Source organism: Microvirga sp. 2YAF29 (genome assembly GCF_052114605.1).
In the GTDB taxonomy this organism is placed as follows: Bacteria; Pseudomonadota; Alphaproteobacteria; order Rhizobiales; family Beijerinckiaceae; genus Microvirga.
Genome location: NZ_JBFRFB010000008.1, coordinates 201,311 through 226,737, shown reverse-complemented (window position 1 = coordinate 226,737; position 25,427 = coordinate 201,311). Strand labels below are relative to the sequence as shown.

The window sequence follows — 25,427 nt, the reverse complement described above, 5'->3', positions numbered from 1 at the left end:
ACGCGGTGTACGCCTAAAAAAGCCGTGCGCGGGGAGCCGTCAGGTTCTCAACACAAACACACACACGAGCCGGACGCCTCCTCGCGCCCTCCCTCGACTGAACAAACCTCGGGCCACACGCCGCGAGGCCGTTCCCGCTTGCTCTTTGACAGACAAACCCGTTCCACCTTGCACATGCCTGATGAACTCTCTTGTTCATTGACCTTGCGTCCTGTCCGAATTACCGCTTGTTCGGAAAATCGAACGCGTCCGCGAGAGCCATGACATCCTCCCCGCTCACATCCGAAGCACGAAGCCAGGCTGACGACCCGTCGAGCCTGGTGATGCGTTTCGGCGCTGACGAGCCGTTGATCATGGATTCGGGCGTGGCGCTGGCACCCTGGCAGATCGCGTACCAGACCTATGGCACGCTCAATGCCGACAGATCGAACGCCGTTCTGATCTGCCATGCGCTCACCGGCGACCAGCATGTGGCCAACGACAACCCGGTCACGGGCAAGCCGGGTTGGTGGCTCACCATGGTCGGCCCCGGCAGGCCGGTGGATACCAACCGCTTCTTCGTGATCTGCGCCAATGTGACCGGCGGCTGCATGGGCACCACAGGTCCGGCTTCCACCGATCCGGCGACGGGCCAGCCCTATGCCCTGAACTTTCCGGTCGTCACGATCCGCGACATGGTGAAGGCGCAGGCCGCGTTGATCGACCGGCTCGGAATCGAGAGCCTGTTCTGCGTCGTCGGCGGCTCCATGGGCGGCATGCAGGTGCTGCAATGGGCGGCCTCCTATCCCGAGCGCGTTTTCGCGGCCCTGCCCATTGCGACCGCAGCGCGCCACTCGGCCCAGAATATTGCCTTCCACGAGGTTGGCCGTCAGGCCGTGATGGCGGACCCGGACTGGCGCGGAGGCCGCTACCTTTTGGAAGGCACGCGCCCCTCGAAAGGCCTCGCCGTTGCCCGCATGGGCGCACACATCACCTATCTGTCCGAGATGGCCTTGCACCGGAAGTTCGGCCGCAATTTCCAGGACCGTCTCGCGCCGACCTTCTCCTTCGACGCCGATTTTCAGATCGAGAGTTACCTGCGCTACCAGGGCATTTCCTTCGTCGAGCGCTTCGACGCCAATTCCTATCTCTTCGTCACTCGTGCGATGGATTATTTCGATCTAGCAGCCGAGCATGGCAGTTCGCTCGCCAAAGCCTTCAAGGGTTCGACTACCCGCTTCTGCGTGATCTCATTCACCTCCGACTGGCTGTTTCCGACGTCGGATTCACGCGCCATCGTTCATGCGCTCAACGCGGCCGCCGCATCGGTGGGCTTCGTGGAAGTCGAGAGCGACAAGGGGCACGACGCCTTCCTGCTCGAAGAGCCGGAAATGTTCGCGGCGGCGCGCGGCTTCATCGATGCGGCGGCGCGCGTGAGAGGAATCGCATGACGTCCGCTCTCTCGCTTCTTCCCGCCACGGATCTGGAGACCGGCCACCGGCTCGATTTCCTGCTCGTCACCAACATGGTCGAGCCCGGTTCCCGCGTGCTCGACGTCGGCTGCGGCGACGGCGACCTTCTCACCCTGCTGCGCGACCGCAAAGGCGTCGATGGACGCGGCATCGAGCTCTCCCGCGAGGGCGTGAATGCCTGCCTCACGAAGGGCCTGCCCGTGATCCAGGGCGATGCCGATACGGATCTTGCCGATTATCCTGACGATGCCTTCGATTACGTGATCCTCTCACAAACGATCCAGGCGACGCGCCAGCCGAAAGTCGTGCTGGAGCATCTCCTGCGTATCGGCCGCCGGGCCATCGTCTCCTTCCCGAATTTCGGCCATTGGCGCGTGCGCGTCGATCTTGCGCTGAAAGGCCGGATGCCGGTGACCGACAACCTGCCCTATTCCTGGTACGACACGCCCAACATCCATTTCTGCACCATCCGCGATTTCGTGGAACTGTGCCGCGAAGTCGGCGCGCAGATGGAAAAGGCCGTCGCTCTCAATGCGGGCGGAAAGCCCATGCAGGTGAGCCTGCCCTGGTGGGTCTGGAACCTGCTCGGCGATCAGGGCGTGTTTCTGCTGAAGCGGCGGTGAGCCGCTATTCCCCCGACGACAGCGGATGCAGATCGCGCACCATGCTCTTTAGGCGCTCATCCAGCACGTGAGTATAGATCTGCGTCGTCGAGATGTCGGAATGGCCCAGCAGCTCCTGCACCACGCGCAGGTCGGCGCCGTTCTGCAAGAGATGACTGGCGAAGGCATGGCGCAGGACGTGAGGGCTGATCTTGTCGGCGCGAAGCCCTGCTCCAGCGGCGACGCTCTTCAACTCGCGGGCGAAGGCCTGGCGCGTGAGATAGCCGCTCTCGCTGTCGGCCGGAAACAGCCAGGGGCCTGCCACCTTCCCCTGCTCCTCCAGGAGAGCGAGGTAAGCCTGTGCCGCCTCCCGGGCCGCATCCGTCAGGGGGACGAGGCGTTCCTTGGCACCCTTGCCGCGCACCACCAGAAAACGGTCCCGCGTCTTGGCAGCACTCCGGGGAAGCGAGATGAGTTCGGAAACGCGCAGGCCGGTGGCATAGAGAAGCTCCAGCAGGCAGGCCATGCGGGCGGCGCGCAGTCTCTCGCCGGGCGTGGCCTCTGGACGGGTGACGCCATCATGCGCGACCTGAAGAAGCCGGTCGACCTGATCGATTGTAAGAACCTTGGGGAGCACCCGGCCGCGCTTGGGCGCCGAGACCGCCGCCGTCGGGTCGGCGGAGGCATAGCCTTCCACATACAAAAACTTGTGAAACTGACGGACGGCGGAGAGCCTGCGGGCGGCGGAGGAGGCCTTGAGCCCCCGCTCCTCCAGGCTCGCCATGAAGCCTCGGATGGTGGCGGCCGCCGCGCTGTCGGGCTGTGCGCCGGCCTCCTTCAGATATTCAAGATAATCGTCGAGGTCGCGCCGATAGGCATCGAGAGTGTTCTTCGAGGCGCCGCGCTCGGCGGCGAGCATGTCGAGGAAGAGGCTGGCGTGGCGCGCGCCGCTCATGAAGCCGAAGGCATGCGGTTGCTGGGCACCGGCACGGTGATCTCACGCGGATCGGGCTGCACGAAGGTCGCGAGCGCGAACATCGCGGCAAAGCCAAGACCAGCCAGAATGGCAACGACGAGAAGGAACCGGAATAACGTTGGCAAAGGAAGCCTCTTGAAGCGTCATAACGCTAGAACCATGCAAAAGCCACAAAGGCAAGTCCTGCCCGAAAGTAAAGCTCTTACCCAAAAGGAAAGACCCTGTCCCAGGGGAAAGTTCGCTGTGGGAGAGGGTGACATTAGCCTTGTGACAGGGCATCGCCCCCGTGCTAGGACTGATGCATGAACAATATCAGCCGCTTCAATACGCTCGATGAAGCTGGCGGGCATGACACTGGAAGCCGGCGCGGACACCCCATCAGCCGCAAGCTCGGCGCGCGCTCCATCGTGCTCGTCGGGCTTATGGGCGCAGGGAAAAGCACCGTGGGCCGCAGGCTCGCGCAATCGCTCAAACTGCCGTTCCGCGACGCCGATCACGAGATCGAGGCCGCAGCGGGCATGACGATCCATGACATTTTCGCGATCCATGGCGAAGAGCACTTTCGCGATGGCGAGCGCCGGGTGATCGCCCGCCTGCTTCAGGAAGGCCCGATGGTGCTGGCCACCGGCGGCGGCGCCTTCATGAACGAGGAAACCCGGCAGAACGTGACCGAGCACGGCGTCTCGATCTGGCTGAAGGCCGATCTCGATATTTTGATGCGGCGGGTACGCAAGCGGGATACGCGGCCTTTGCTGCGCAACCCAGACCCTGAGGGCACCATGCGCCGCCTGATGGAGATCCGCCACCCGGTCTATGCGCTCGCCAACCTGACAATCGACTCGCACGAGGCTCCGCATGACCGAGTCGTGGCGGACATCGTCAAGGCCCTGACCGACTGGTTCGAGAAGGCAGCACAGGGGAGCGCCGAATGAGTGCTGCGCCATCTCAGGCAGAGGCCTCCTCTCCCATCACCGTGCCGGTGCCGCTCGGCGACCGGGCCTACGACATACTCGTCGGACGCGGCCTCATCGCGACGGCGGGCGCACGGATCGCCGACTTGCACACCCGCGCCGCCGCCATTGTGACGGATGCGCATGTGGGGCCTCTTTATGCGCAGGCTCTCGCTGCTTCCCTGCAGGCGCACGGTCTGCGAACCTCCGTGGTGATGTTGCCGCCCGGAGAGGCGACCAAGTCCTATGCGAGCCTCGAACAGGTCTGCGATGCGGTGCTGGAAGCCAGGATCGAGCGCGGCGACCTCGTGGTGGCGCTCGGTGGCGGCGTGATGGGCGACCTTGCGGGTTTCGCGGCCGCGGTGGTTCGCCGGGGCGTGCGTTTCGTGCAGGTGCCGACCACCCTGCTCTCCCAGGTGGATTCCTCCGTCGGTGGCAAGACCGGCATCAATTCGCGCCACGGCAAAAATCTCGTCGGTGCTTTCCATCAGCCGAGCCTCGTGCTGGCCGACACGGCCCTTCTCGACACGTTGCCCGTGCGAGAGATGCGCGCTGGTTATGCGGAGGTGGTGAAATACGGCCTCATCGATGACGTGCGTTTCTTCGCCTGGTGTGAGGCAAACTGGCGAGGCATCTTTTCGGGCGGGCCGGAGCGCGACGAGGCCGTGGCCCAGAGCTGCCGGGCCAAGGCCGCCGTGGTCGTTCGCGACGAGCACGAGAACGGCGATCGCGCGCTCCTCAATCTAGGCCACACCTTCGGCCACGCGCTGGAGCGCATCACGCGTTACGATTCCGCGCGCCTCGTTCACGGCGAAGGCGTGGCCATCGGCCTCAACCTCGCCTTCCGCTTCTCGGCTGCGTTGGGCCTCTGCCCACAAGCGGATGCGGAGCGCGTCGAGACGCATCTCGCTGAGGTCGGCCTGCCCACGCGCCTTGCCCAAGTGCCGGGCGGCTGCGGAACATTAGACGAATTGCTCGATGCCATGGCGCAGGACAAGAAAGTGAAGAGCGGCGCCCTCACCTTCATTCTCGCGCGCGGGATCGGCCAGAGCTTTATCGCGCCCGGCATCGAAGCCGATAAGGTGCATGCTTTCCTGCAGGATGAAATTCACACGTCACGGCCATGATCGACGAATCCTCCCTCGGCGATCTCTGGATCGCAGCCCTGGTTGTCGTCTTCTGCCTTCTGCTTTCGGCTTTCTTCTCGGCGAGTGAGACGGCCTTCACCGGCGCATCCCGAGCCCGCATGCTGATGCTGGAGAAAAACGGCAGCCGGCGCGCGAAACTGGTGAACCGCATGCTCGACATTCGCGAGCGTTTCATCGGCACCGTTCTGATCGGCAACAACATCGTCAATATCGGCGTCTCCGCCTTCGCTACGAGCGTGCTGGTCGCCATCTTCGGCGATGGCGGCGCACTCTATGCTACCGCCATCATGTCGGTGCTGGTGATCGTCTTCGCGGAGGTGATGCCGAAGACCATCGCCATTTCCTCGCCCGACAGCGTCTCTCTCTTTCTCGCCCGCCCCATCTCATGGGTGGTGGCCTTGCTCGGTCCGATCGCGATTGCCATCGAGCGCTTGGTTCGGCTCATGCTGCGCCCCTTTGGCATCCATATCGGCGCGAACACGCCGATCCTTTCCGCCTCCGAGGAAATTCGCGGGCAGGTCGATCTGCTGCACAAGGAAGGCGGCGTTGCGAAGATTCAGCGCGACATGCTGGGCGGATTGCTCGACCTCGAAGACCTCACGGTCTCAGAGGTCATGGTTCACCGCACCAAGATGCGCACCATCAATGCGGATCTCTCCTCCGAGGAGATCGTGCGCGAGGTCCTCGCCTCGCCCTATACGCGCATGCCTCTGTGGCGCGAGAGCCAGGAGAACATCGTCGGGGTGCTCCATGCCAAGGACCTGTTGCGCGCGCTCGACGCGGTCGGCGGGGATGCGGGCAAGCTGAAGGTAGAGGCGATTGCGCTGGAGAGCTGGTTCGTGCCGGACACGACATCGCTTCGTGACCAGCTCAAGGCCTTCCTTGCCAAGAAGACGCATTTCTCCCTCGTCGTAGACGAGTATGGCGAGGTAATGGGTCTCGTAACGCTCGAGGATATTCTCGAAGAGATCGTTGGTGACATCAAGGACGAGCACGACCTTTCCATGCAGGGAGTTCGGCCCCAGCCGAACGGATCGGTGAACGTGGACGGATCGGTGCCGGTGCGCGATCTCAACCGCGCCATGGACTGGCACCTGCCTGACGAGGAGGCCACCACCATCGCGGGCCTCGTCATTCACGAGGCGCAGACGATTCCCGATACAGGCCAGATCTTCACCTTCCACAATTGCCGTTTCCAGGTGCTTCGCAAATCACGCAACCGCATCACGGCGCTCAGGATCACGCCGCTCGGGCCGATGCGGGCAAGGGAAGAATAGACCCCTCATTCTGAGAAATTTTGCTGCCGGCTGTACTCAAGCAGGCAGGTCTCATGCCTGTACGGCGCTGATTTCCCGCGCACCCTTGCGAGGTGCAGGCTCCTCGGAAGCCATGAACTGCGCGCGGGCCAATTCGGCGAAGCGTCCTCCTTTCGCAACCAGTTCGTCGAAGGTACCGGTTTCGATGACCCTTCCCTGATCGAACACGAGAATCCGATCCGCATTGCGGATGGTTGCGAGGCGGTGCGCGATCACGAAGGTCGTGCGGCCGCGCATGACCTCGTCGAGCGCCTTCTGAAGCTTCTGCTCCGTCGCGGCATCGAGTGCGCTGGTCGCCTCGTCGAGAATGAGGATCGGCGGATTCTTGAGGAGTGCCCTCGCGATGGAGAGGCGTTGACGCTCGCCGCCGGAGAGGGATCGCCCGCGCTCGCCGATGACCGTATCGAGCCCCTCCGCCTGACGGGAGATGAACTCGATGGCCTGCGCGCGCTCCACCGCTTCGATCATTTCCGCATCCGTCGCATCGGGACGACCGACCTGAAGGTTCTCGCGGATAGTGCGGGCGAACAGCATGGGCTCCTGAAACACGACGCCGATGTTTCGGCGCAGCGAGGCGAGCGCCAGATCGCGAATGTCTTCGCCGTCGATGCGGATGCATCCGGACTGCGGATCGAACGCACGGTGCAGAAGGCCCAGGGTGGTGGATTTGCCCGATCCGGTCGAACCGACGAGAGCGACATTCTCGCCCGGGCGAACACCGAAGTTCACATCCTGCACGGCCGCGCGCTTGCCGTCATAGGAGAAACTTACATTGTCGAACACGACTTCACCTATGAAGCGCTCCACATATTTGGCATTGGGCCTATCGTGAACGGCAGGCGCCGTGTCGAGAATCTCAAAAAACTCGTTCAGCTTCGGTGCCTGCATGAAAAGCTGGTTGATGAAGCTCACCGCCTGCTCCAGCCGCCCGATCAGCATGGTCGCCATGCTCATGAAGGTGACGATCTGACCGATGGTGGCAAGGCCGTTCAGGTGGAGCCAGGTACCGAGCACGAAGATGGCCGTCACCGTGATCGTGGCGGATGCGCGTGAGGCAACAGAAGCGAGCGCCCACCAGGACAGGACCGGGTTCTGCGCCTGCAGCAATTGCTGGATGATCGTGCGGAGCGACCTGCTTTCGGCCTCGATCCTTGTAAAGGATTGGATCACCGGCACATTGCCGAGCGCGTCGGAGGCATGCTCCGCGAGGCTGGAGTGATAGCGCTCGACAGAGCCTTGCAGGGTCTCGGTCTTACGCAGCACAATCGCGGTGAGCATCGTGAAGACCGCGACTAGCGCCACGAGCAGCAGGCCCAGGCGCCAATTGAGAAACACCGTGAGCGGCAGAAGCACCACAAGCGCGACGAGCGCGGAAAGGTGCTCCCGAAAGAAGCCGAGCCAGAGCCAGGACATGCCGCCCGACCCTTCCAGCATGACTTTCAGCACGCGGCCGGAATGGGTCGTGGTGTGGAAGGCGAGAGGCAGCTCGAGCACATGCTCGAAGTAACTCGCTACCACCGCCAGACGACGGCGATGCGCCAGACGATCCGCATGGAGCGCGACCAATGCACCAGCACCGATGGAGAACAGACCAAAGGCCACCCAGGCCAGGAGCAGCGGGGTCAAGGTCGCGAAGGTGACCGGAGTGCTTCCGGGGATCTGGCCGCGGGTGAGAACATCTATGATGCGGCCGAACAGAATGGGCTCGGCAAAAGCCGAGATCGCCAGCGCAATATTCGCCAGGGAAAGGATAGCGCCGACCCGAAGATCGGATCCCAGCTGGCTCAGAACACGCACATAAAGCCTGATCAGCCGCATGCGATTGACCTGCAAACTTGGCGGAGCCTGTCATAGGATCTCCGCTCCCGATAGAGAGTTGCGTAGCTCCATTTCAATGAGAAGCCAAGCCCGCTGCCCATGCGCACCTCATACCCCCGTGGGAGCCGGCTTTTTGAAGGGTTTGCGCAAGCCCAGCCATCGATGCCGGGGCCGGTGCGTCTGGGGGGGGCGCGGCTTGGCTAGGAGAATCGCGCCTTCCTCCGTCTTGCGGATGTGAAGCGTGCGCGTATGGAACTCCTCAAGACCCGGTCGATGGCCGATGGACATGACGCTTGCACCCTGCAGCTCGTTCTCGAACAGGGTCAGCATGGAAGCCTGATTGTCCTCATCGAGAGCAGACGTCGCTTCATCCAAGAAGACCCAGCGCGGTTTGTGCAGGATAACCCGTGCGAAGGCCACGCGTTGCTGCTGGCCGAGCGACATGGTCCTGTCCCAGCGCTCGTATTTGTCGAGCATGTCGACGAACTCATCCAGGCCGCAGCGCGTGAGCGCGGCGCGGATATCGTCATCGGCGAACGTATTCGGCGCGGCGGGATAGCTGAGCGCTGCTCGGAGCGTTCCCAGCGGAAGATACGGACGCTGCGGAAGGAACATCATCTCTTTCTGGGGAGGAATGCGGATGCGTCCCGAGCCCCAGGGCCAGAGAGTTGAAATCGCCCGGAAGAGCGTGCTTTTGCCGGCTCCCGACTCGCCCATGATCAGCACGCGCTCGCCGGGCCTAATCTCCGCCGTTGCATCCTCGATCAGGATGCTGCCGTCATTAAGCGCGATGGACAGACCGTCAAAGCTGAGCCACCCTTTCTCATGGGGCTGAATATCGATGCGGCCATTCTCAGCGGTGACCTCTTCGAGATCGATGGCCGCCTGGCGGAATGTCGCCACACGCAAGACCGCCGAGCGCCAATCCGCAATTTTAGGGAAATTGTCGACGAAATAGCGCAGGGCTGCCTGCACCTGATTGAACGCGCCAACCACCATCATCATGCCACCGAAGGAGAGGCGGCCGCTGAAATAGCCTGGTGCTGCCGCGAGGATCGGCACCACGATAGCAAGCCAGCCATAGCCCGAGGTGATCCAGGTAAGACGCGCAAGCCCACCGGACAGGCGGCGCGTGGCTTTCAAGACCTCCTCGACGAACCCATCGAGGCTGCGCCGCTCATCGGCCTCGCCTTTGTAGAGAGAAACGCTCTCGGCGCTCTCGTTCACGCGCACCAGGGCAAAGCGCAAATCGGCCTCGCGTGCATAGCGCAAAGTGTTCAGACGGATCATCGGACGGCCGACGAGCCATGTCAGCCCTGAGCCGATACCGGCGTAACCGATGGCAACCCAGACCATGTAGCCGGGAACGGAGACCTCATCGCCTTTGAACATGAACGTTGTCGTGCCTGACAATGTCCAAAGCACGCCGATGAAGCTGACGAGCAGGAGAAAGGCCTGGAGCATGCCAACGCCAAGTTCAGTCGAAAGCTCCGAGAAAAGCCGGCAATCTTCCTGAAGGCGCTGGTCGGGCTGGCCACTGGATTCACCCATGAAGCCGAGCTGATAAGCACGATTGGGCTTGAGCCAAATATCGAGCAGCACATGCGTGAGGCGCTGCCGCAGGCGGATCTTCAGCCGCTCCTGCAACCATGTTTGAGCCACGACGAGACCCAGCAAAACGGCAACGATGACCAGAAAGACGAGAAGCTGATGAAAGAAGGTCGCGGTATCGCGGTTCTCCACCGCATCGAAGAAGGCGCCGTTCCATTGGTTGAGCCTAATCTGCCCGAACATGTTGCCGACGAGGATGACGACGATGGCGATCGTCAGCCGCATCATGGGCCAGCCCTTGCGATTTCGGAACATATCCCGGAACAGCAGGAACAGCTCCCGGCCTATGCGCGGCGCGGGCTCGGGATGGATATCACGCTCATGATGCTCGGCGGCTTGGTGAACAGCAGCGATCTCCGCTTCTTTCGCCAGGGTATTATCCTGCCCTGGACCCACATCGGGATCTGTGCCCGTCGCGGGCGGTGGGGGCATTTGCTTGCCCAGTTTGGGATCGAAATCCGGCATGGTAACCGACGCACACTGCTCCATGCGCCGGTCTTGGCGCATGGAGCTAAAGCGCTACGCTTCGCATTCGGTTCCCTGATGCGCGCTCTGCGGCGCATATGCCTCAGTTCAGAGCCTGTCGGCTGCGACGACGAGGGCCCAATAGACCTTGTACTTGGAGTTCGGCGTATAAGCTGTGGCAATGCCGATCCGCGTGGCCGAACGGTCGAGGAGCACGCGATTGTGCTGAGGACTTTCGCGCCAGCCGGAGAAGGCCTCGGCCAGGGTATGATAACCGGCCGAAAGATTGGCGCCGGGCGCCGCAAAGCCGGCGGAGGACAGGCGCGCCTTCACGGCGTCAGTGGAGCTCGGCTTATCGGCGGACGCCATGGCCTGCGCCTCGGCCTCGGCCAGGGCCTGCAGGTCCGGATCGATGGTGAGCGGCCCCAGGCCATTGTTGCGGCGGTAGGCGCCGATCATGTCCCGGGCCATGGCCCCATCGACCACGGCTCCGCGTTGGGCCATTGAGGCGTAGAAGCTAGGCGTCTGAGAACGAGCTTGGCGCTGCTCGGTCTGGCAGGCGGCAAGGGCAAGGGCGCAAAGGCTGAAGATGGCAAGACGGATCATGCCGGCGATTTATCCTTGAGAAGGGTTAAGGTTTCGTCCTCTTCCCCGCCCTTCTTGGATGAATCGTCTCTCGGTTCCTCGTTCTCCTCCGGCGCAGGCACCGCGCCCGGAGGAACGCCGATGCCGGCTTTGCGCATCTCGCGGAAGACCTCGAAATAGAGATCGCTCGAAACCCGGCCCGCCGAATCGATATCGTCCACGAAGCAGACCAGATCGAAATCGATGGTGTTCTCCGTGACCTTCTTGAAGACCACGCGCGGATTAGGCTCGCTCATGATTTCGCGATGGGCCAGGGCCGCGCGCTTCATGAGTTCCGCCATCACATCCGGATCGGTGGCGCGGGGCACGGGGATCGAAACGATCACGCGTCCGACGCGGTCGTTGCGCACACGGTTGCGGACGATGCCCGAGATCAGGTTCGAGTTCGGCACGATCAGGGTCGAGCGGTCGAAGGTCTGGATTTCGGTCGAGCGAACATTGATCCGGCGCACATAGCCTTCGCCGTCGCCCACCACCACGAGATCGCCCACGCGGATGGGGCGCTCCCACAGCAGGATGAGACCTGAGATGAAGTTGTTGACGATGGATTGCAGGCCGAAACCGATACCCACTGAAAGGGCACCGGCCACGATGGTGATGCGCTCGAGGCTCAGGCCCAGATAGGTGAAGGCGACGACGCCGGCAGTGATGATGCCCACATACCCCGCCGCCGTGCGGATGGAGTTGCGCAGGCCCGCATCGAGATCGGTGGCCGGCAGGAAGGTGTTGTCGAGCCAGCGCTGGATGACCCGCGTGACGGTGAAGCCCACTGTGAACAGCATGGCGGCGATCAGCACCGACGACAGGGAAATGTTGAGATCGCCCACGCTGAAGCCGAAGAACAGCGCGCGCAGCGAGCCGGTAACATCCGTCGATTCGATGCCCCAGGGCAGCAGAACCAGCAGAAGGGCGATGATGATCAGCGCAAGACGCGCAACGCCGCTCGCCAACACACCGATCTGCTCCAATGAACGGCGCCGTATGCCAGTGTTGGCCTGGAGCGTCGTGGACAGGCGGCTTTGCGAGCGCAGGGATCCGCCGATGAATTCATCGGCCAGCGCGATGCACAGGATCAACATCGCGATAACGATGGTGATCCAGATGGTCTGATCGACCACGAAGGATGCGAGAGCCGTATAGCCGCCGAGAACGCTGCCGATGATGACGGCGACGATGAACCAGCCGAGGCTGCGGAGCGGCCCGCCGATATCGACCTCCGGAGCCATGTAAGGACCAAGGCAGGTCTCATCCTGATTCGCGCGTGCCGCGAAGCGGCGCAGCAGTTCCGCGAGAACAAGCGCTACGGCCAACGCGAAGACCGCGCGGGTGATCACGGTGATGGGAAGCGCTGCCGCGATCGCCGCATTGAAGGATTCGATCACCTTGCCAACCACGATGATGGTGGCCAGTGTGATGGCGAAGCTCATGATCCGGGTTGCGGATTCATTCCTGACCGGGATCAGCCGCCATGTCGTGTGGTCGGGCGCGAGAATGGCATCGATGAGCGCGCGTACGAAGGCGATGAAGGCAAGCCCGCGCAGGAACGCCGCCATTACCTGCTCCAGGCGGGGCGGAGCGATATCGGCAGAATCGAAGGCCACCCATACGATCCAGCTGCCAGCGATGGCAGGGCCTGCGCTGAGGACCAGGACGCCGACTGCGGCGAGAAGCTTGTTACGATGCAGGGGATCTATAATGGCCGGGTCGCGGCGCACGAGACGCGGAGCGATAGAACGCCGACCGACATAAAGCGCGATGGCGATGCCGACTGTCAGCCCCAGCATCAGCAGAACGCCGAGACTCAGGCTGCGCCCTGCCTGATCGAGAGCATCGGAGAACACGATGCGCTGCGCCCGAAGCTCACGTGGAATCGCCTGGACGACGTTCATCCAGAGACTGGGACTGAAGATACTGTCGCTTTGTTCGAATAGAGCGCGGGTGAAGCCGGCCCTGCGCAGATCGCCGATCTGGGTGTTCAACTGCTCGGCCTGGACCAGCAAGGCGCGCCCGAGGCGTTGCGTCTCGTCGAGTTCCGCCACAGCTGCCTCACGCTCGGCCCGGTCCCGGGCCACGTCGGAGCTTTCCTCGGGCTGGCCGCTCGCCGGCTTTGGACCAAGCTGCGACAGGCGCTGGCGGCTCGCCTCGAGGCGCGGGGCCTGCTCGTCGATGACGGAGCGAATACTGGCAATGACCGGTTCGATCTGAAGGCGCAGGTTCTGCAGGTCGGCATCCGACAGGGTACGCCCCTGCAGGGCCAGCTCCTTCTGGTCGAGATCGGCCTGATAGCCATCGAGCTTGGCGCGGGCCGCTTTGGTCTCAGCGGAAACGGTCACTGCGGGCGCGGCAGCCGGTGGAGCCGCAGCCGAGGGCTGGGGCGCAGCAGGCTGAGGCTGGGATTGCGCTTGCGGCGCAGGCTGCGCCTGCTGGGCCCACCCAATGCCTGCCGATCCAAGGCCGCAGGCAAGAATCACGGCTCCCAAAAGCCGCTTCATTCCGATGCTCTTCATTCACTCCGCCTTATCGCATTCCCTTGCGGGCCGGTTCTTCGCGAATCAATAAGGCGAAAACTCGCCTTCAGGCCGACGGAGTGCAACAAAAAAGCCTGGAAAGGCGAGCGCACCCTTCCAGGCTCATGGATTTTTGGGCTTTTACCGGTTCGGCGTGGGGTTTGCCGAACGCTGAGCATCTGGCGTCGGATAAGCCGGGTTCTCCGGCTGCGTCCGGTTGCCGGGATTGGCATTGGTGGAACCGGTCGTGGAGCCCGTGGTCGCCTCGCGGGCGGCATTCGTGCCCGGATCATCGGGGGAGGTCGAGCCGACCCAGATCATATAGCCGGTCACCGCAACGGCGAGCAGCAGCAGCGAACCGATCAGGACGCCCAGGACCGGGCGGCCGGGAGCGCCTTGACGGGCGCGATCGTCGGGAATTTGTTGAACCATCTCAAGCCTCTTTCATATCAAAAGTTGTCGAGGACGAGCGGCGAGGCTCGGCGTTACCAGGGCAACGCCCGTTGCCAGAGGCGGTTCCTGCCAAGCCTGGGGCAAAACCCAAGGGGACCATGACCGGGACCATGACTGGGCAAGCTTTCGAGACATTGGATCAAATGTTGCATTTCGCCGTTGTTCGAGACGGGCCGCTATTCAGTGACAGGGGACGAGGGGCCGATGGATCGGACACCGTTGGGAAGCTTGCAGCATTTCTCAACCTTCTCTGGCTCATCCCCTCCGCCCGCAGCCTTTTTTTCGCCGTTTTGGGTGCCCTTGGGTAATCTCTGATTCAAGGAGACGTCATGCACGACAATCGCATCAGTCTGGACGGGACTTGGGAATTTTTGCATGTGGCCGACGACCGCCTGTCGGGCCCGGCCGAGGTTCGCCAGATTACGGTGCCGAGTCCCTGGCAGGCCCAATTCTCCGACCTGCGCATGCGGGCAGGAATCGGCATTTACCGCAGGACAGTCGAAATCGACGAAGCGTGGCTGCACGACAGTGTCTGGATCCGGTTCGGCGCGGCGTTTCACAACACCAAGGTTTTCATCAACGGCGAGGTCGTGGGCCACAACGAAGGCGGCTTCCTGCCCTTCTCCTTCGATGTGACGGCGCATCTGAAGCCCGGCCCGAACGAGATCAAGGTCCGTGTCGACTCGCCCACCGACAACCCTGCCGAGTTCCCGGATTCCCCCTTCGCTGAAATCCCCTTCGGCAAGCAGAGCTGGTACGGCCCACTTTCCGGCATCTGGCAGCCGGTATATTTCGAGCGTCGCATTCCGGACCATATGACGCGCGTGCGCCTCGTTCCCAAACTCGCGACGGGTCAGGTCACCTCCGGCGTGTTCTTCGCGCGCCCTCTCACCGATGCCACGCAGGTTCGCATCGAAGTGATGGATCCATCAGGCGAGGTTGTGCTCGACGAGGTGCATGAGACGCAGATCGGCGTCACCAGCATGCCGTTCGAGTTCGAAATCGCCGACGTCAAGCCCTGGTCGCCGGACCATCCGCACCTTTACCGTGTGCGCTTGTCCTTGATGCGCGGCGGCGAGGTGAAGGACGAGATCTCCGACCATTTCGGCTTCCGCACCATCGAGACTCGCAACGGCAAGCTCTACCTCAACGGTGAGCCGCTTTACCTGCGCTCGGCGCTCGACCAGGATTACTACCCGGACACGATCTGCACCGTGCCGTCAATGGAATTTCTCGAGGATCAGTTCCGCAAGACCAAGGAGCTCGGCCTCAACTGCCTGCGCTGCCACATCAAGGCAGCCGATCCGCGCTATTACGAAGTGGCCGACCGGATGGGCGTGCTCATCTGGACGGAGCTGCCCAACGGCGGCATGGCCACCGACCGTTCGCGCGGGCGCAAGGAAAAGCTCCTCAAGGGCATCGTCGACCGCGACGGCAATCATCCGTCCATCATCATCTGGACGATCATCAACGAGAACTGGGGCGTTGACCTCGTCAACGATGCGGATCATCGCGATTGGCTCAAGCGCACCTTCGCGTGGCTCAAGGCCTATGATCCTACGCGCCTCGTCGTCGACAATTCGCCGCTCGCCCCGAGCTTCCACGTGGAATCCGACATCGCGGATTATCACTTTTATGCCGCCTATCCAGACCACCGCGCGCAATGGGACCAGTTCGTGGACGAACTTTCGAGTAGAGCCACATGGCTCTACTCACCTCACGGCGATGCGGTGATTACTGGGCGCGAGCCGCTCATGTGCTCGGAATTCGGCAATTGGGGCCTGCCCTATCCAAAGGACCTGCGTGACGCCGATGGCGAAGAGCCCTGGTGGTTCGAGACCGGCCACGACTGGGGCGAAGGCGTCATGTATGCTCACGGCGTCGAGAACCGTTTCTCCGATTGGAGCCTAGACCGCGTGTTCGGCGATCTGCGCCGTTTCGTGATCGCGGCGCAATGGCAGCAATTCCGCGCGCTCAAATACGAGATCGAGGCTATGCGCCGCAAGCCGAACTTGGCCGGTTACGTCATCACCGAGCTGCACGATTGCCATTGGGAGTCGAACGGCCTCCTCGACATGCGCCGCAACCCGCGCGTGTTCCATGAGCTGTTCCACATCATCAATTCCGATACGGTGATCGTCCCGAAATGGGAGCGCGCCTCCTACTGGTCAGGCGAGACGGCGAGCCTGGAGCTGGCTTTAGCCCATGGCGCCGGTCCGGTGCTCGAGGATTGCCAGCTTGAGGTCAGCGTCGGAAATGAAACCCAGCGGATCGCGCTGCCGCGCCTCGAAGCGCCGGATGTGCTAGACCTCGGACGCGTCGAAGTGCAGCTGCCAGAGATGGAGGAAGCGTCCCTGCGGCGCATCAGCTTCGATCTCCGTTCCTCCGACGGCAATCTGATAGCGCACAACCACCACGATATTGCCATCCACCCGAAGCGGGCGAAGCCCGTGCATTCCCGTGAGCTGGTGTGGTCGCCCGATGAGGATATACGCGAACATTTCCAGGCGCTCGGCTACACGCTCGCCCGGGCGTTCGAGGAATCGACCCTCATCGTGTCCCGCACGCACAACAAGGCTATCGCTGATCATGTGCGCGCCGGCGCCAAGCTTCTGCTTCTGCCGGAAGAAGACATGTCGCTCTATCCGTTCTTCCCGCATTGGCAGGCTGTGCGCGTACAGCCTCGTCACGGCACGCTATGGTCCGGTGATTGGGCGTCCTCCTTCGGCTGGTTGCGGCGCTCGGGCCATTTCGCCCGCTTTCCGGCAGGCCCTCTCCTCGACGAAACAATGGACCGAGTTCTGCCGGATTTCGTGATCTCGGGCTGCAACCTGCTCGACTTCCAGGCGCGCGTGTTCGCTGGGCTCGTCGTCGGCTGGATCCATAAGCCGGTGGCGCTTGGTGTCGAGCGCTCCTACGGGCGTGGACGCCTCGTCGCCTCCACGCTGCGCATCATGCGCGATGCGCCGCTGGCCGACCCCTCGGCCACCCTGCTCACGGACGCGCTCGTGGAGCTTGCGGTCGAATCCCGCGCCGCGCGCCTCGAAGAGGCCGTGCGGGCCGCCGAAGCGGCGGCCTGACGGGGAACGTCATGCCTTATGCAAAAAGCGGCGCGACAATCTCGCGCCGCTTTTCTTTCGATGATGGGAGCTTCTACTCCGCCGCCACTTTCATGGCATTTTCCGACCAGCTTTCCTCGCAATCGTAGAGGTAACGGTCGAGGGCGCTCTCAAGCGTCGGCATGAGAATGCCGCGCTCCGTGGATAATGTCGTATTCAGGACGGGAACATCACTCGCATCCCCGATGCGTGAAGGATCGAACCCTGCCCGCGTAGCCACCTGAATCGCGAGTTCGTGCCACGACAAGCCGCCGATATTCGACATATGCCAGATGCCGGATCCGCCATCGATGAGGAGGTCCAGGGCTTTATGGACCAGATCGGGCACGTAGGTCGGCGAAACCACATCGAGGCTCGCCTTCACGTCGTCGCCCCTGCTCAATGTGTTCAAGATCGACCACACGAAGTTATAGCGATCCCAGGGTCCGAAAAACGCGCTCGTGCGGATGATCAATGAGCTCTCGTATGCCGCGAGCACGCGGCGCTCCGCTTCGGCCTTGCTCGCACCGTAGACGGTCGTCGGGTTGACCGCGTCGCTCTCAAGATAGGACCGTCCGAGATTGCCGTCGAAAACAAGATCGGAAGAGAACGTTACGAGAGGAATGCCGAGATCGCCACAGGCTTTCGCGAGCGTTTCCGCGCCAAGAGCGTTCTCGCGAAAGCAGGCTTCTGCATCCTTCTGCGCTTCCGATACCCGCACATATCCCGCCGTGTTGATGACGGCCCAGGGTTTATGGCATCTCAGGGCTAACTTCACGCTCGCTAAGTCAGCGACATCCATATCCCGCCGCGAGAGCAGTACATGATTGAGGCCACGGAAGTCGCAAATCCGGGAGAAGGCACGGCCCAGCGTTCCTGTTGCACCCGTGATCAGTAGCTGGCGCGGTTCATCCGCGAGCCAACAAGAATTCGATGTTTTCGCGGGCGGCTTATAGAATCGAACATCGCGCTTCCACCACCCTGCCCTGTCGAGCACCGGATGATCGAAACGCCCGGTCTTCGCCAGGGCCTCCGATGCGTGGGCAAGAGCCGTACGCCGTGGGTCAGATGTACGGACATCGAACGGACCGGGCTCGTAGAAACCGCTGCGGCGGGTGAGCAGGCTGTTCCAGTCCATGGCACCGAAGAGCGACCAGATCGTTACGGCGCGAATGTCCGCGCCCTCGTCGCGGAGCGCATTCACATCGTTCCACACTTCCATCAGCCAGCGCAGCTGGTCATCGCGTGAACTGCCGTGATGAGCCTCAGTGACGGCGATGGGACGCTTGTATCGTTCCCACACCTCCCGCAGCCGGGCAGCAGGGCCAAGGTCCTTGGCCGGCAGCGGCATGCGAACAGCCTCGGCATCGGCGTAACGATGGCGACCGTTACCGCCCCAATGATGCTCGGGATAGCGGACGAGCCGCTCGTCGAGATACCGTTCGCTCGTCAGGTAATGATTGATCCCGATGATGTCGGGAGCCCCATCGCCTTCGAGGAAAAACTCGAGATCGGCTTGGCCTACGCCGTGGTCGAGGAAGATCCTCCACCAGGGATGATCCCGATCAACCATGCCGCACAGGAGATCGAAGCCCAGAAAGCGCCTTTGGTTCTCATGCTCGGCTTGATAGGCCAAGGCAGGTGTTGAGAAGGTCTTTCCCATGTCGTCCGTCTGAACGAGTTGCGCATCCGGGCGGACCTTGCGGATGGCACGCATGGAAAGAACGGTTGCCTTGCACTCGTTCACAAGGATTTTGAGAAACAACTCGTAGCTGGTGCCATGCGGATACCAATGGCCGTAAAGACCGCAGAAGCGGGCCGTCGTCAGAGGTTCGTTGACAGGTGTGTAGAGATCAAGATGCGGATAACGCTCGGCGACATTCGCTGCGTGGCGGGCGAGGAGTTCCGGCCATGCGGAATCGAGCATGTGGGTGTAGCGTGGGCCACTGCCGTGGTGGCACAGTCCCGCGATCGCGCGAATTCCAAGCTCTTCAAGTCTGGCAAGACGCTCGTCATGCCACGAAAAATCTGTCTGATCCGGATGCTCGGGAGAGATCGTCTCCCACAGCACCGGATGGCGCAGGGTTCGAATTCCAAGTTCAGCGATCCGATCGAGGTCCTCGATCCGATCACTGTACCCGGTCTCCAGGCTTTGGTCGCGGTACTCATCACCCACCCGCGCGACGGTGCATTCGATACCGCCCCAAAGCTCCAAAGGTCTGCTCATCACGTCACTCCGAGCTATTCCGTTCCGAAATATCAAAACTACGGGTCGCGCGGATTGTTCGTTGAAGATCCTGTCACGATATCGATGCGGCAGATGAGGGCATGACCTTTACGGTCGTGGTATCCGCATCAACCGGCAGGGATTCATTGATGCGCCGGAACGTGGCAAGCGCCTGGCCGACGATTTGATCCATGTTGTAGTAGCGGTAGGTGGCGAGCCGTCCCACGAACCATACATCCGGAGTTGCCAGCGCCAGCCGCTCATACTTTTTGAACAGCTCCTGATTTTCCGCCTTCGGGATCGGATAATAGGGATCGCCTTCAGCGGATGGATATTCGTATGTCAGAGCTGTCTTCACATGCTCCTGACCGGTGAGGTGCTTGTATTCCGTGACGCGCGTATATTCATGCGTCTGCGGGTAGTTCACGACGCCGACCGGTTGGTGCCATGGTTTATCGAGAGTGATGTGCTCGAAGCGCAGCGAACGGTAAGGCAGCTTGCCGAACTGGAAGTTGAAGTATTCGTCGATTGGGCCGGTATAGATGACCCGGCGATGGGGGACGACTTTCTTCACATCTTCATAATCGGTCTGCGTCATCACATGGATGTTCGGATGGCTCACCATCTTCTCGAACATGCGCGTGTAGCCGTGCTTCGGCATGAACTGGAATTCATCCGTGAAATAACGGTCATCCTGGTTCGTGCGGGTCGGCACGCGCGAGGTCACGGACTTGTCGAGTTCGGACGGATCGAGCCCCCATTGCTTGCGGGTATAGCCCCGGAAGAACTTTTCGTAGAGCTCGCGGCCGACCACGGAGATCACCACGTCTTCCGACGTCTTGATCTCTTCAACCTTCTCGGCGCGTTCGGCAAACCAGCCCTTCAATTGCTCAGAGGTCAGGTTAAGGCCATAGAGCTTGTTGACCGTGTCGAGGTTGATCGGGATCGGCACCTGCTTGCCGTCCACTTCCGCCAGAACACGATGCTCGTAAGGACGCCACTCCGTGAAGCGGGAGAGATGATCGAAGATCTGTTTCGAGTTGGTGTGGAAGATATGCGGGCCATATTGGTGAATCAGGAGGCCGTTATCGTCGTAGCGGTCATACGCATTCCCACCGATATGGCTTCGACGGTCGATGAGAAGAACGCGCTCGTTCCGCTCGGTTGCAAGACGCTCAGCCAATACGCTACCCGCAAAGCCAGCGCCGACAATCAGCCAATCATACATTCGATCACTCCGCAGGGGTAGTGGCGTAGATGGGAAGAGACGGAGCGGTGCGATCCGTTGCGATTTCTCCAGACTCGTCCTGCATCAGCTTCTGCATGGCGAACCACGTCTTATCCCAGGAACCCTGAGCCAGATGACGGTCGACCTTGGCGAGCCAGGCTTCTTTGGGTCGGGCAAGCATCATTTCGACCTTGGTAACGACCTCGTCGGCATTGCGCGCGATCTCCACAAGGCCCTTCTCGCCATAAGGCTTCACCACATCGGTGATGGCGGTGGACACAACGGGAACGCCGGCTGCGAGGAACTCGGGCGTCTTGGTGGGACTGATGAATTTCGTCGCTTCATTGAGCGCGAAATTCATGAAGCCTACATCCCAGCCCGACAGATAGCGCGGCAGTTCGTTGTAGGATTTTCCGCCCAGCCAATGAATGTTGGGGCGTTGCGGCAATGTCGCCGGATCGATCTTTACGACCGGGCCGATCATCACGAATTGCCAGTCAGGGCGCAGGTCCGCGGTTTGCGCCAGCAGGTCGATATCCATGCGCTCATCGATGACCCCGAAGAAGCCGAGACGCGGATGCGGAATATGCGCCTGATCTTCGGGATCCTGATGGGTCGAGCGGGCTTGCGAGAAATGACTGAACTCGATGGAGGACGGGAAGCCATGAACACTGCGATGGCGGCTCTTCTTGGCTTCGTAGAGACTCATTCCACCGGTGAACACGAGATCGCACCGGGAGAACAAGGCGTTCTCGAGATCAAGAAGCTGCTGCGAGGCTCCGCGGAAAAGCGAGAGCTCATCCATGTTATCGTAAACGCATAGCTCGCATTCGAGATCGCTGGTGAACGCCATCGCCATCGGCGTGTAGTACCAGAAAACGCGGCTGTCCCTGAATTCGCGCCCGATTAAGCCTTCGATCAAATCGTGCTGTTCGGCGACGATATCCTCATGGGACAAACCTTCCGGCAGCATGGGAACGGCAATCGTGACGCCTTGCGGGCGGCTGCTTACATCCATGTGCGGCTGGATTCCCGCTTTGAAGATCGGCTCTTCGATGATCAGCACATCGTAATGCTTGGCGGCGCGACTGAGCAGATGCTGCGGGCGTTGCCAGACAAAATCCCACCGCAGGTGAGAGAAACAGACGAGGAGAGGCTTTTCGGCATTGGCCTTGATAGGCGAACGAAGGGCATGCGGCTGCGTTCTCAAACGCTCATGCATAGCGCGATCCTCAAAAAGAGATGTGTTGTCACAATCGGACGGAAGAACACAGTCCGGGGCGAATAATGTGATGACTTATATGAAGCGCACCGGCGAAGGGTCGCGGTCGCAATCGTTCAGTCAACGCAGAAGGTGCAATTTGGTTCCATCTGCATTCATGTTTGTGAACAACTATTCATGAGGAAACTGTCGTTCACTTCTTCTCCAACAGCAACGTTCCTTGCTTTTGAATGAACGACTTTGCTTTTTCAGCAACCACGGCGAGTATCCATGGCAGCTGCAATTCAACGCGCACTTGGTCTTCCATGACATCGAGATGCCCGCTGACATTCTGACCCATTGCGCCGACGCGAAAATCCATTCGATCGCCCGCCCATGCTTCATTGATCGAGGCAACCTTGTCGCCGAACTGGGACTTCAAGCTGCCCATGCCGCCTTGAAGACGGCGCATAGCTTCGGCTTTGCCGAGATTATGGGGAATAGACACGACGAGGGGCTTAGACATTACGAAACTCCGCTTTGCCACGACAAGCGAGGCAGTGCCGGTCGGGTTCCGTCGCTAGAGCATTTCCACCCTGATTGCCCGAATCACGAGCGTCTCTTGCCGGAAGCGCCGCTCCAGCTCCGCTCGGTAATTCTCCCACCATGTGTGATCGATCTCGCGTGCCATCACCTCGAACACGACAATGTCGTCATGCGTCGTGTGACCGCCCTCCTTCCACATGCCGTGGGCGGGCGCGCGGGTAAAGCTCGTGATTCCGCCGAACCGTTCGGAAAGCTCCGTACGTACGCGCCCATATTCAGCGCCGTCGAAGCGTCGACCCGCATTGTCGGCCAGCGGAAGAAGGATTTGCACAAGATGCATCGCCTTGGCCTTGAAGCATCACATCATCGGAAGCAGGTGAGATAGTTCAGGAAGCGCAAAAAGCGAGAGCAGTGCTTCAGGCCATCAGAGCTGTAAAGAGTTCTTGATCGGATTCCGGCAGGTCCTCGACCCAGTCGCGGTTCGACGGCTTGGAAACGCGCCAGGAATGGCAGCTCGACGCCTGAAAAGCCTCCGAAGGACGAAGACGGCGACGCGTCCCATCGGGCCGCATCTCATCGATCACGACGAATCCGAAGATCGTGAGTCGTGTCGCCATGTCCTTGCTGGCGCGGTCGTCCGCCGCAATCGGCAATGAGCCTGCGGCATAGACCGCATCCATGAGGCTTTTCTGATCGCGGCGCGGACTGGCTGATGAGCGCGCGCCCGGAAAGCGGATAACGTTCGTCGGAAGAGACGATGTCGATTCCATATAAGCAACCCTTGGTCCCGAATCGGGTCCAAGGATCGCCGCAAGGAATTAAGAAGCGCCTAACCGGCGCCTCAAGGCTCAATCCAGCCGATGCAGGGACACATAACCCGTGCCGCTGGAGGTCAAGCCCAGAGCCTGGGCCGGGCTCTTGGCCAGATCGATGATCCGCCGATGAGCGAAGGGACCGCGGTCATTGACCCGAACGACCACCGAGCGGCCGTTGGATTCATTGACGACCCGAAGGCGGGTGCCGAAAGGCAGCGAACGGTGCGCCGCCGTCATGTCGCCGGAGTCGAAACGCTCGCCGCTGGCGGTCTTGCGGCCATGAAACCCCGGCCCGTACCAGGATGCCGTGCCTCGCTGGAACTCTTGGCCCAGGTTGGCCTGAGAAATGGATCCCGTCGCATTGGGATCGTGAGATGCAGTTGTATTGCATGCAGCAACGAACAGAAGAGGCATCATTGCGCACACGCGGGTGACGTTGTTTTTCAAGGACAGTCTCCCCTTGTGTTTTATTTGCAAGTGAAGCTGCCTTTTAAAAAGGCAAGAATAAGGCGTAGCAATTTTTTGTTGGCACTATCATCCTTTTGATAATGTGGATTGCTGTGAGATATAGCCTGATTGAAACTTAGTTGCTTATATAATAGCCTGGATATGGTTTCCTTTTTCGTAAAGGAATTCTTCATAATTCTCGGCTTTTCACGGATATCCCTCTAGTCGTCGAGGAGGGATGTCCTACTTGGCTTTTCCTAGCCGGGATGAGCCCCGGCGACGCATGAGGATTGCCGGTTCATGTCGAATGCCTCCCCATCGTCGCGGGTCGCCGTCGTCGGTTCCGGCCCGGGCGGACTCGCCGCCGCCATGCTGCTGGCCCGAGAAGGCATTCCAGTCACCATCTTCGAGCGTGAACCCGCAGTCGGCGGCCGCACCCGCACCATTCATGCGCCGGCTGGCTACAAATTCGATATCGGCCCCACGTTCTTTCTGTATCCGCGCGTTCTGAAGGATATCTTCGAGGCTTGCGGCGAACGGCTCGAAGACCATGTCGAGCTCAAGCGGCTAGACCCGCAATATCATCTGGTCTTCGAGGGTGGCGGTGAGATCCGCGCCACGTCCGACCTGCCTCGTCTCGAACAGGAAATCGCGCGTCTTGCACCGGCCGATGCGCGCAATGTACGGCGCTTTCTAGACGACAACCGCGAGAAGCTCGAAGCCTTTCGCCCGATTCTGGAGCAGGCCTTCTCAAGCCCAGCAGATCTCGTTTCGCCTGCCATGCTGGCGGCCTTGCCGAAGCTGCGGCCATTCTCGAATGTGGATGCGGATCTTAAGCGCTACTTCGCGGACCCGCGCGTGCGGCTCGCCTTCTCGTTTCAGACGAAATATCTTGGCATGTCGCCGTTCCAGTGCCCGAGCCTGTTCACCATTCTTTCGTTCCTCGAATACGAGCACGGCGTCTACCACCCCATCGGCGGCTGCGGCGCGGTGTCCGAGGCCATGGCCAATGTCGCGCGCAAGATGGGGGTGGAAATCCGCCTCGATACGCCGGTTGACCGCATTCTCTACGAGAACGGGGAAGCCGTCGGACTTGAAGCAGGAGGCGAGCGGCATGCTGCGGGCTCCGTGGTCGTGAATGGCGATTTCGGCCACGCCATGCGCCATCTCGTGCCGGAAGAGATGCGTCCGCGCTGGAAGAATAAAAAGCTTGATCGCGCGAAACTCTCCTGCTCGACCTTCATGCTCTATCTCGGCATCGAGGGCGAGGTCCGCGACCTGGCGCATCACACGATTCTCCTGGCGCGCGACTACCAACGCAACATTCGCGAAATCACCGAAGGCATTCTCTCCGAGGAACCGTCCATCTACATCCAACATGCGGGCGCCACCGATTCATCGCTTGCTCCAAAGGGACATACGAGCCTCTACATCCTGGTGCCCGTGCCGAACCTGCGCTGCGGCATCGACTGGCAGCGCGAGGCCCCGCGTTATCGCAAGCTGGCGCTGGAGCGGCTGAAAATCCTCGGGTTGCACGACATCGAAGAACGGATCCGCTTCGAGCGCGTGGTAACGCCGAGCGGATGGCAGGATGAGTTCTTCGTGTTCGAAGGCGCCACCTTCAACCTCGCGCATAATCTCACGCAGATGCTCTATTTCCGCCCGCACAACCGCTTCGGACGCAACGTCTACCTCGTCGGCGGCGGGACGCATCCCGGCAGCGGCTTGCCAGTCATCTATGAGGGCGCAAGGATCACGGCGCGCCTGTTGCTGGAAGACCGAGAACGACGTCGCTCGGGCCTGCCGCAGCAGGAACCGGAAGTCGCGCGAGCCGGTGAAGCCGCCTTATAGGGGATCGTGCTAGCGAAGACCAGCGTGATGGAGTTTCGCGTTCGAAACATCAAGCATCATCCCTAAGCTCTT

Annotated in this window: 21 protein-coding genes; 7 read left to right on the top strand and 14 right to left on the bottom strand. The window is 61.3% G+C overall.

Annotated features, from left to right (window positions below; translation table 11 throughout):
- Positions 1-260: 260 nt before the first annotated feature.
- Both metX and metW read left to right on the top strand, forming a co-directional pair.
- Entirely contained in the window at positions 261-1,430 is a 1,170-nt protein-coding gene (gene metX, locus AB4Y85_RS13090; RefSeq protein WP_441985339.1) for a homoserine O-acetyltransferase MetX, read from the top strand.
- Positions 1,427-2,074: a methionine biosynthesis protein MetW gene (metW, locus tag AB4Y85_RS13085; protein WP_441985338.1), complete on the top strand. Its 648-nt coding sequence runs from the start codon at positions 1,427-1,429 to the stop codon at positions 2,072-2,074. Before metX ends, metW begins: the two co-directional genes overlap by 4 nt.
- A 4-nt stretch (positions 2,075-2,078) precedes the next feature.
- On the opposite strand, the gene xerD is transcribed toward metW, so the two are convergent.
- Complete coding sequence (gene xerD, locus AB4Y85_RS13080; RefSeq protein ID WP_441985337.1) at positions 2,079-3,008, bottom strand: site-specific tyrosine recombinase XerD; 930 nt, start codon at positions 3,006-3,008, stop codon at positions 2,079-2,081.
- The gene (locus AB4Y85_RS13075) at positions 3,005-3,154 is read right to left on the bottom strand and encodes a histidine kinase (protein WP_441985336.1); all 150 of its coding nucleotides are present in this window, start codon (positions 3,152-3,154) and stop codon (positions 3,005-3,007) included. Before AB4Y85_RS13075 ends, xerD begins: the two co-directional genes overlap by 4 nt.
- Before the next feature lie 177 nt (positions 3,155-3,331).
- Here AB4Y85_RS13075 and AB4Y85_RS13070 point away from each other — a divergent pair, with 177 nt between their 5' ends.
- From AB4Y85_RS13070 to AB4Y85_RS13060, 3 genes are read left to right on the top strand one after another with little or no spacing between them, the layout of a single operon-like run.
- Positions 3,332-3,961: a shikimate kinase gene (locus AB4Y85_RS13070; RefSeq protein WP_441985335.1), complete on the top strand. Its 630-nt coding sequence runs from the start codon at positions 3,332-3,334 to the stop codon at positions 3,959-3,961.
- Positions 3,958-5,106 (top strand): 3-dehydroquinate synthase, encoded by a 1,149-nt coding sequence (gene aroB / locus AB4Y85_RS13065; protein ID WP_441985334.1) that lies wholly within the window; start codon positions 3,958-3,960, stop codon positions 5,104-5,106. The genes AB4Y85_RS13070 and aroB overlap by 4 nt, the downstream gene beginning before the upstream one ends.
- Complete coding sequence (locus AB4Y85_RS13060) at positions 5,103-6,404, top strand: HlyC/CorC family transporter (protein WP_441985333.1); 1,302 nt, start codon at positions 5,103-5,105, stop codon at positions 6,402-6,404. Before aroB ends, AB4Y85_RS13060 begins: the two co-directional genes overlap by 4 nt.
- Before the next feature lie 51 nt (positions 6,405-6,455).
- Here AB4Y85_RS13060 and AB4Y85_RS13055 read toward each other — a convergent pair whose 3' ends face one another.
- The 5 genes from AB4Y85_RS13055 to AB4Y85_RS13035 all read right to left on the bottom strand — a co-directional run bounded on the left by AB4Y85_RS13055 (position 6,456) and on the right by AB4Y85_RS13035 (position 13,921).
- Entirely contained in the window at positions 6,456-8,261 is a 1,806-nt protein-coding gene (locus AB4Y85_RS13055; protein WP_441985332.1) for a glucan ABC transporter ATP-binding protein/ permease, read from the bottom strand.
- 108 nt (positions 8,262-8,369) lie between these two features.
- Positions 8,370-10,361 (bottom strand): ABC transporter ATP-binding protein/permease, encoded by a 1,992-nt coding sequence (locus AB4Y85_RS13050; RefSeq protein WP_441985331.1) that lies wholly within the window; start codon positions 10,359-10,361, stop codon positions 8,370-8,372.
- An 84-nt stretch (positions 10,362-10,445) separates the two neighbouring features.
- Positions 10,446-10,943 carry a CAP domain-containing protein gene (locus AB4Y85_RS13045; protein ID WP_441985330.1) on the bottom strand — a complete coding sequence of 166 codons (498 nt, stop codon included), beginning with the start codon at positions 10,941-10,943 and terminating at the stop codon, positions 10,446-10,448.
- The gene (locus AB4Y85_RS13040; RefSeq protein ID WP_441985329.1) at positions 10,940-13,489 is read right to left on the bottom strand and encodes a DUF3772 domain-containing protein; all 2,550 of its coding nucleotides are present in this window, start codon (positions 13,487-13,489) and stop codon (positions 10,940-10,942) included. Before AB4Y85_RS13040 ends, AB4Y85_RS13045 begins: the two co-directional genes overlap by 4 nt.
- A gap of 141 nt (positions 13,490-13,630) precedes the next feature.
- Positions 13,631-13,921 carry a hypothetical protein gene (locus AB4Y85_RS13035; RefSeq protein WP_441985328.1) on the bottom strand — a complete coding sequence of 97 codons (291 nt, stop codon included), beginning with the start codon at positions 13,919-13,921 and terminating at the stop codon, positions 13,631-13,633.
- 350 nt (positions 13,922-14,271) lie between these two features.
- On the opposite strand from AB4Y85_RS13035, the gene AB4Y85_RS13030 reads away from it, so the two are divergent.
- Positions 14,272-17,022 (top strand): glycoside hydrolase family 2 protein, encoded by a 2,751-nt coding sequence (locus tag AB4Y85_RS13030; RefSeq protein ID WP_441985327.1) that lies wholly within the window; start codon positions 14,272-14,274, stop codon positions 17,020-17,022.
- A gap of 73 nt (positions 17,023-17,095) precedes the next feature.
- Here AB4Y85_RS13030 and AB4Y85_RS13025 read toward each other — a convergent pair whose 3' ends face one another.
- From AB4Y85_RS13025 to AB4Y85_RS12995, 7 genes are all read right to left on the bottom strand, one after another.
- The gene (locus AB4Y85_RS13025; RefSeq protein WP_441985326.1) at positions 17,096-19,267 is read right to left on the bottom strand and encodes a family 1 glycosylhydrolase; all 2,172 of its coding nucleotides are present in this window, start codon (positions 19,265-19,267) and stop codon (positions 17,096-17,098) included.
- Between the two features lie 73 nt (positions 19,268-19,340).
- Positions 19,341-20,495 (bottom strand): UDP-galactopyranose mutase, encoded by a 1,155-nt coding sequence (glf, locus tag AB4Y85_RS13020; protein ID WP_441985325.1) that lies wholly within the window; start codon positions 20,493-20,495, stop codon positions 19,341-19,343.
- A gap of 4 nt (positions 20,496-20,499) precedes the next feature.
- The gene (locus AB4Y85_RS13015; protein WP_441985324.1) at positions 20,500-21,717 is read right to left on the bottom strand and encodes a glycosyltransferase; all 1,218 of its coding nucleotides are present in this window, start codon (positions 21,715-21,717) and stop codon (positions 20,500-20,502) included.
- A gap of 193 nt (positions 21,718-21,910) precedes the next feature.
- Positions 21,911-22,222, bottom strand: a complete 312-nt coding sequence (locus tag AB4Y85_RS13010; protein WP_441985323.1) for a polyhydroxyalkanoic acid system family protein — start codon at positions 22,220-22,222, stop codon at positions 21,911-21,913.
- Positions 22,223-22,276: 54 nt separating this feature from the next.
- On the bottom strand, positions 22,277-22,582 hold the full coding sequence (locus AB4Y85_RS13005; RefSeq protein ID WP_441985322.1) for a hypothetical protein: 306 nt from the start codon (positions 22,580-22,582) through the stop codon (positions 22,277-22,279).
- A 76-nt stretch (positions 22,583-22,658) separates the two neighbouring features.
- Positions 22,659-23,012: a hypothetical protein gene (locus AB4Y85_RS13000; RefSeq protein ID WP_441985321.1), complete on the bottom strand. Its 354-nt coding sequence runs from the start codon at positions 23,010-23,012 to the stop codon at positions 22,659-22,661.
- A gap of 78 nt (positions 23,013-23,090) precedes the next feature.
- Positions 23,091-23,504 carry a septal ring lytic transglycosylase RlpA family protein gene (locus tag AB4Y85_RS12995; protein WP_441985320.1) on the bottom strand — a complete coding sequence of 138 codons (414 nt, stop codon included), beginning with the start codon at positions 23,502-23,504 and terminating at the stop codon, positions 23,091-23,093.
- Between the two features lie 300 nt (positions 23,505-23,804).
- On the opposite strand from AB4Y85_RS12995, the gene crtI reads away from it, so the two are divergent.
- Positions 23,805-25,355, top strand: a complete 1,551-nt coding sequence (gene crtI, locus AB4Y85_RS12990; RefSeq protein WP_441985319.1) for a phytoene desaturase family protein — start codon at positions 23,805-23,807, stop codon at positions 25,353-25,355.
- Positions 25,356-25,427 lie beyond the last annotated feature (72 nt).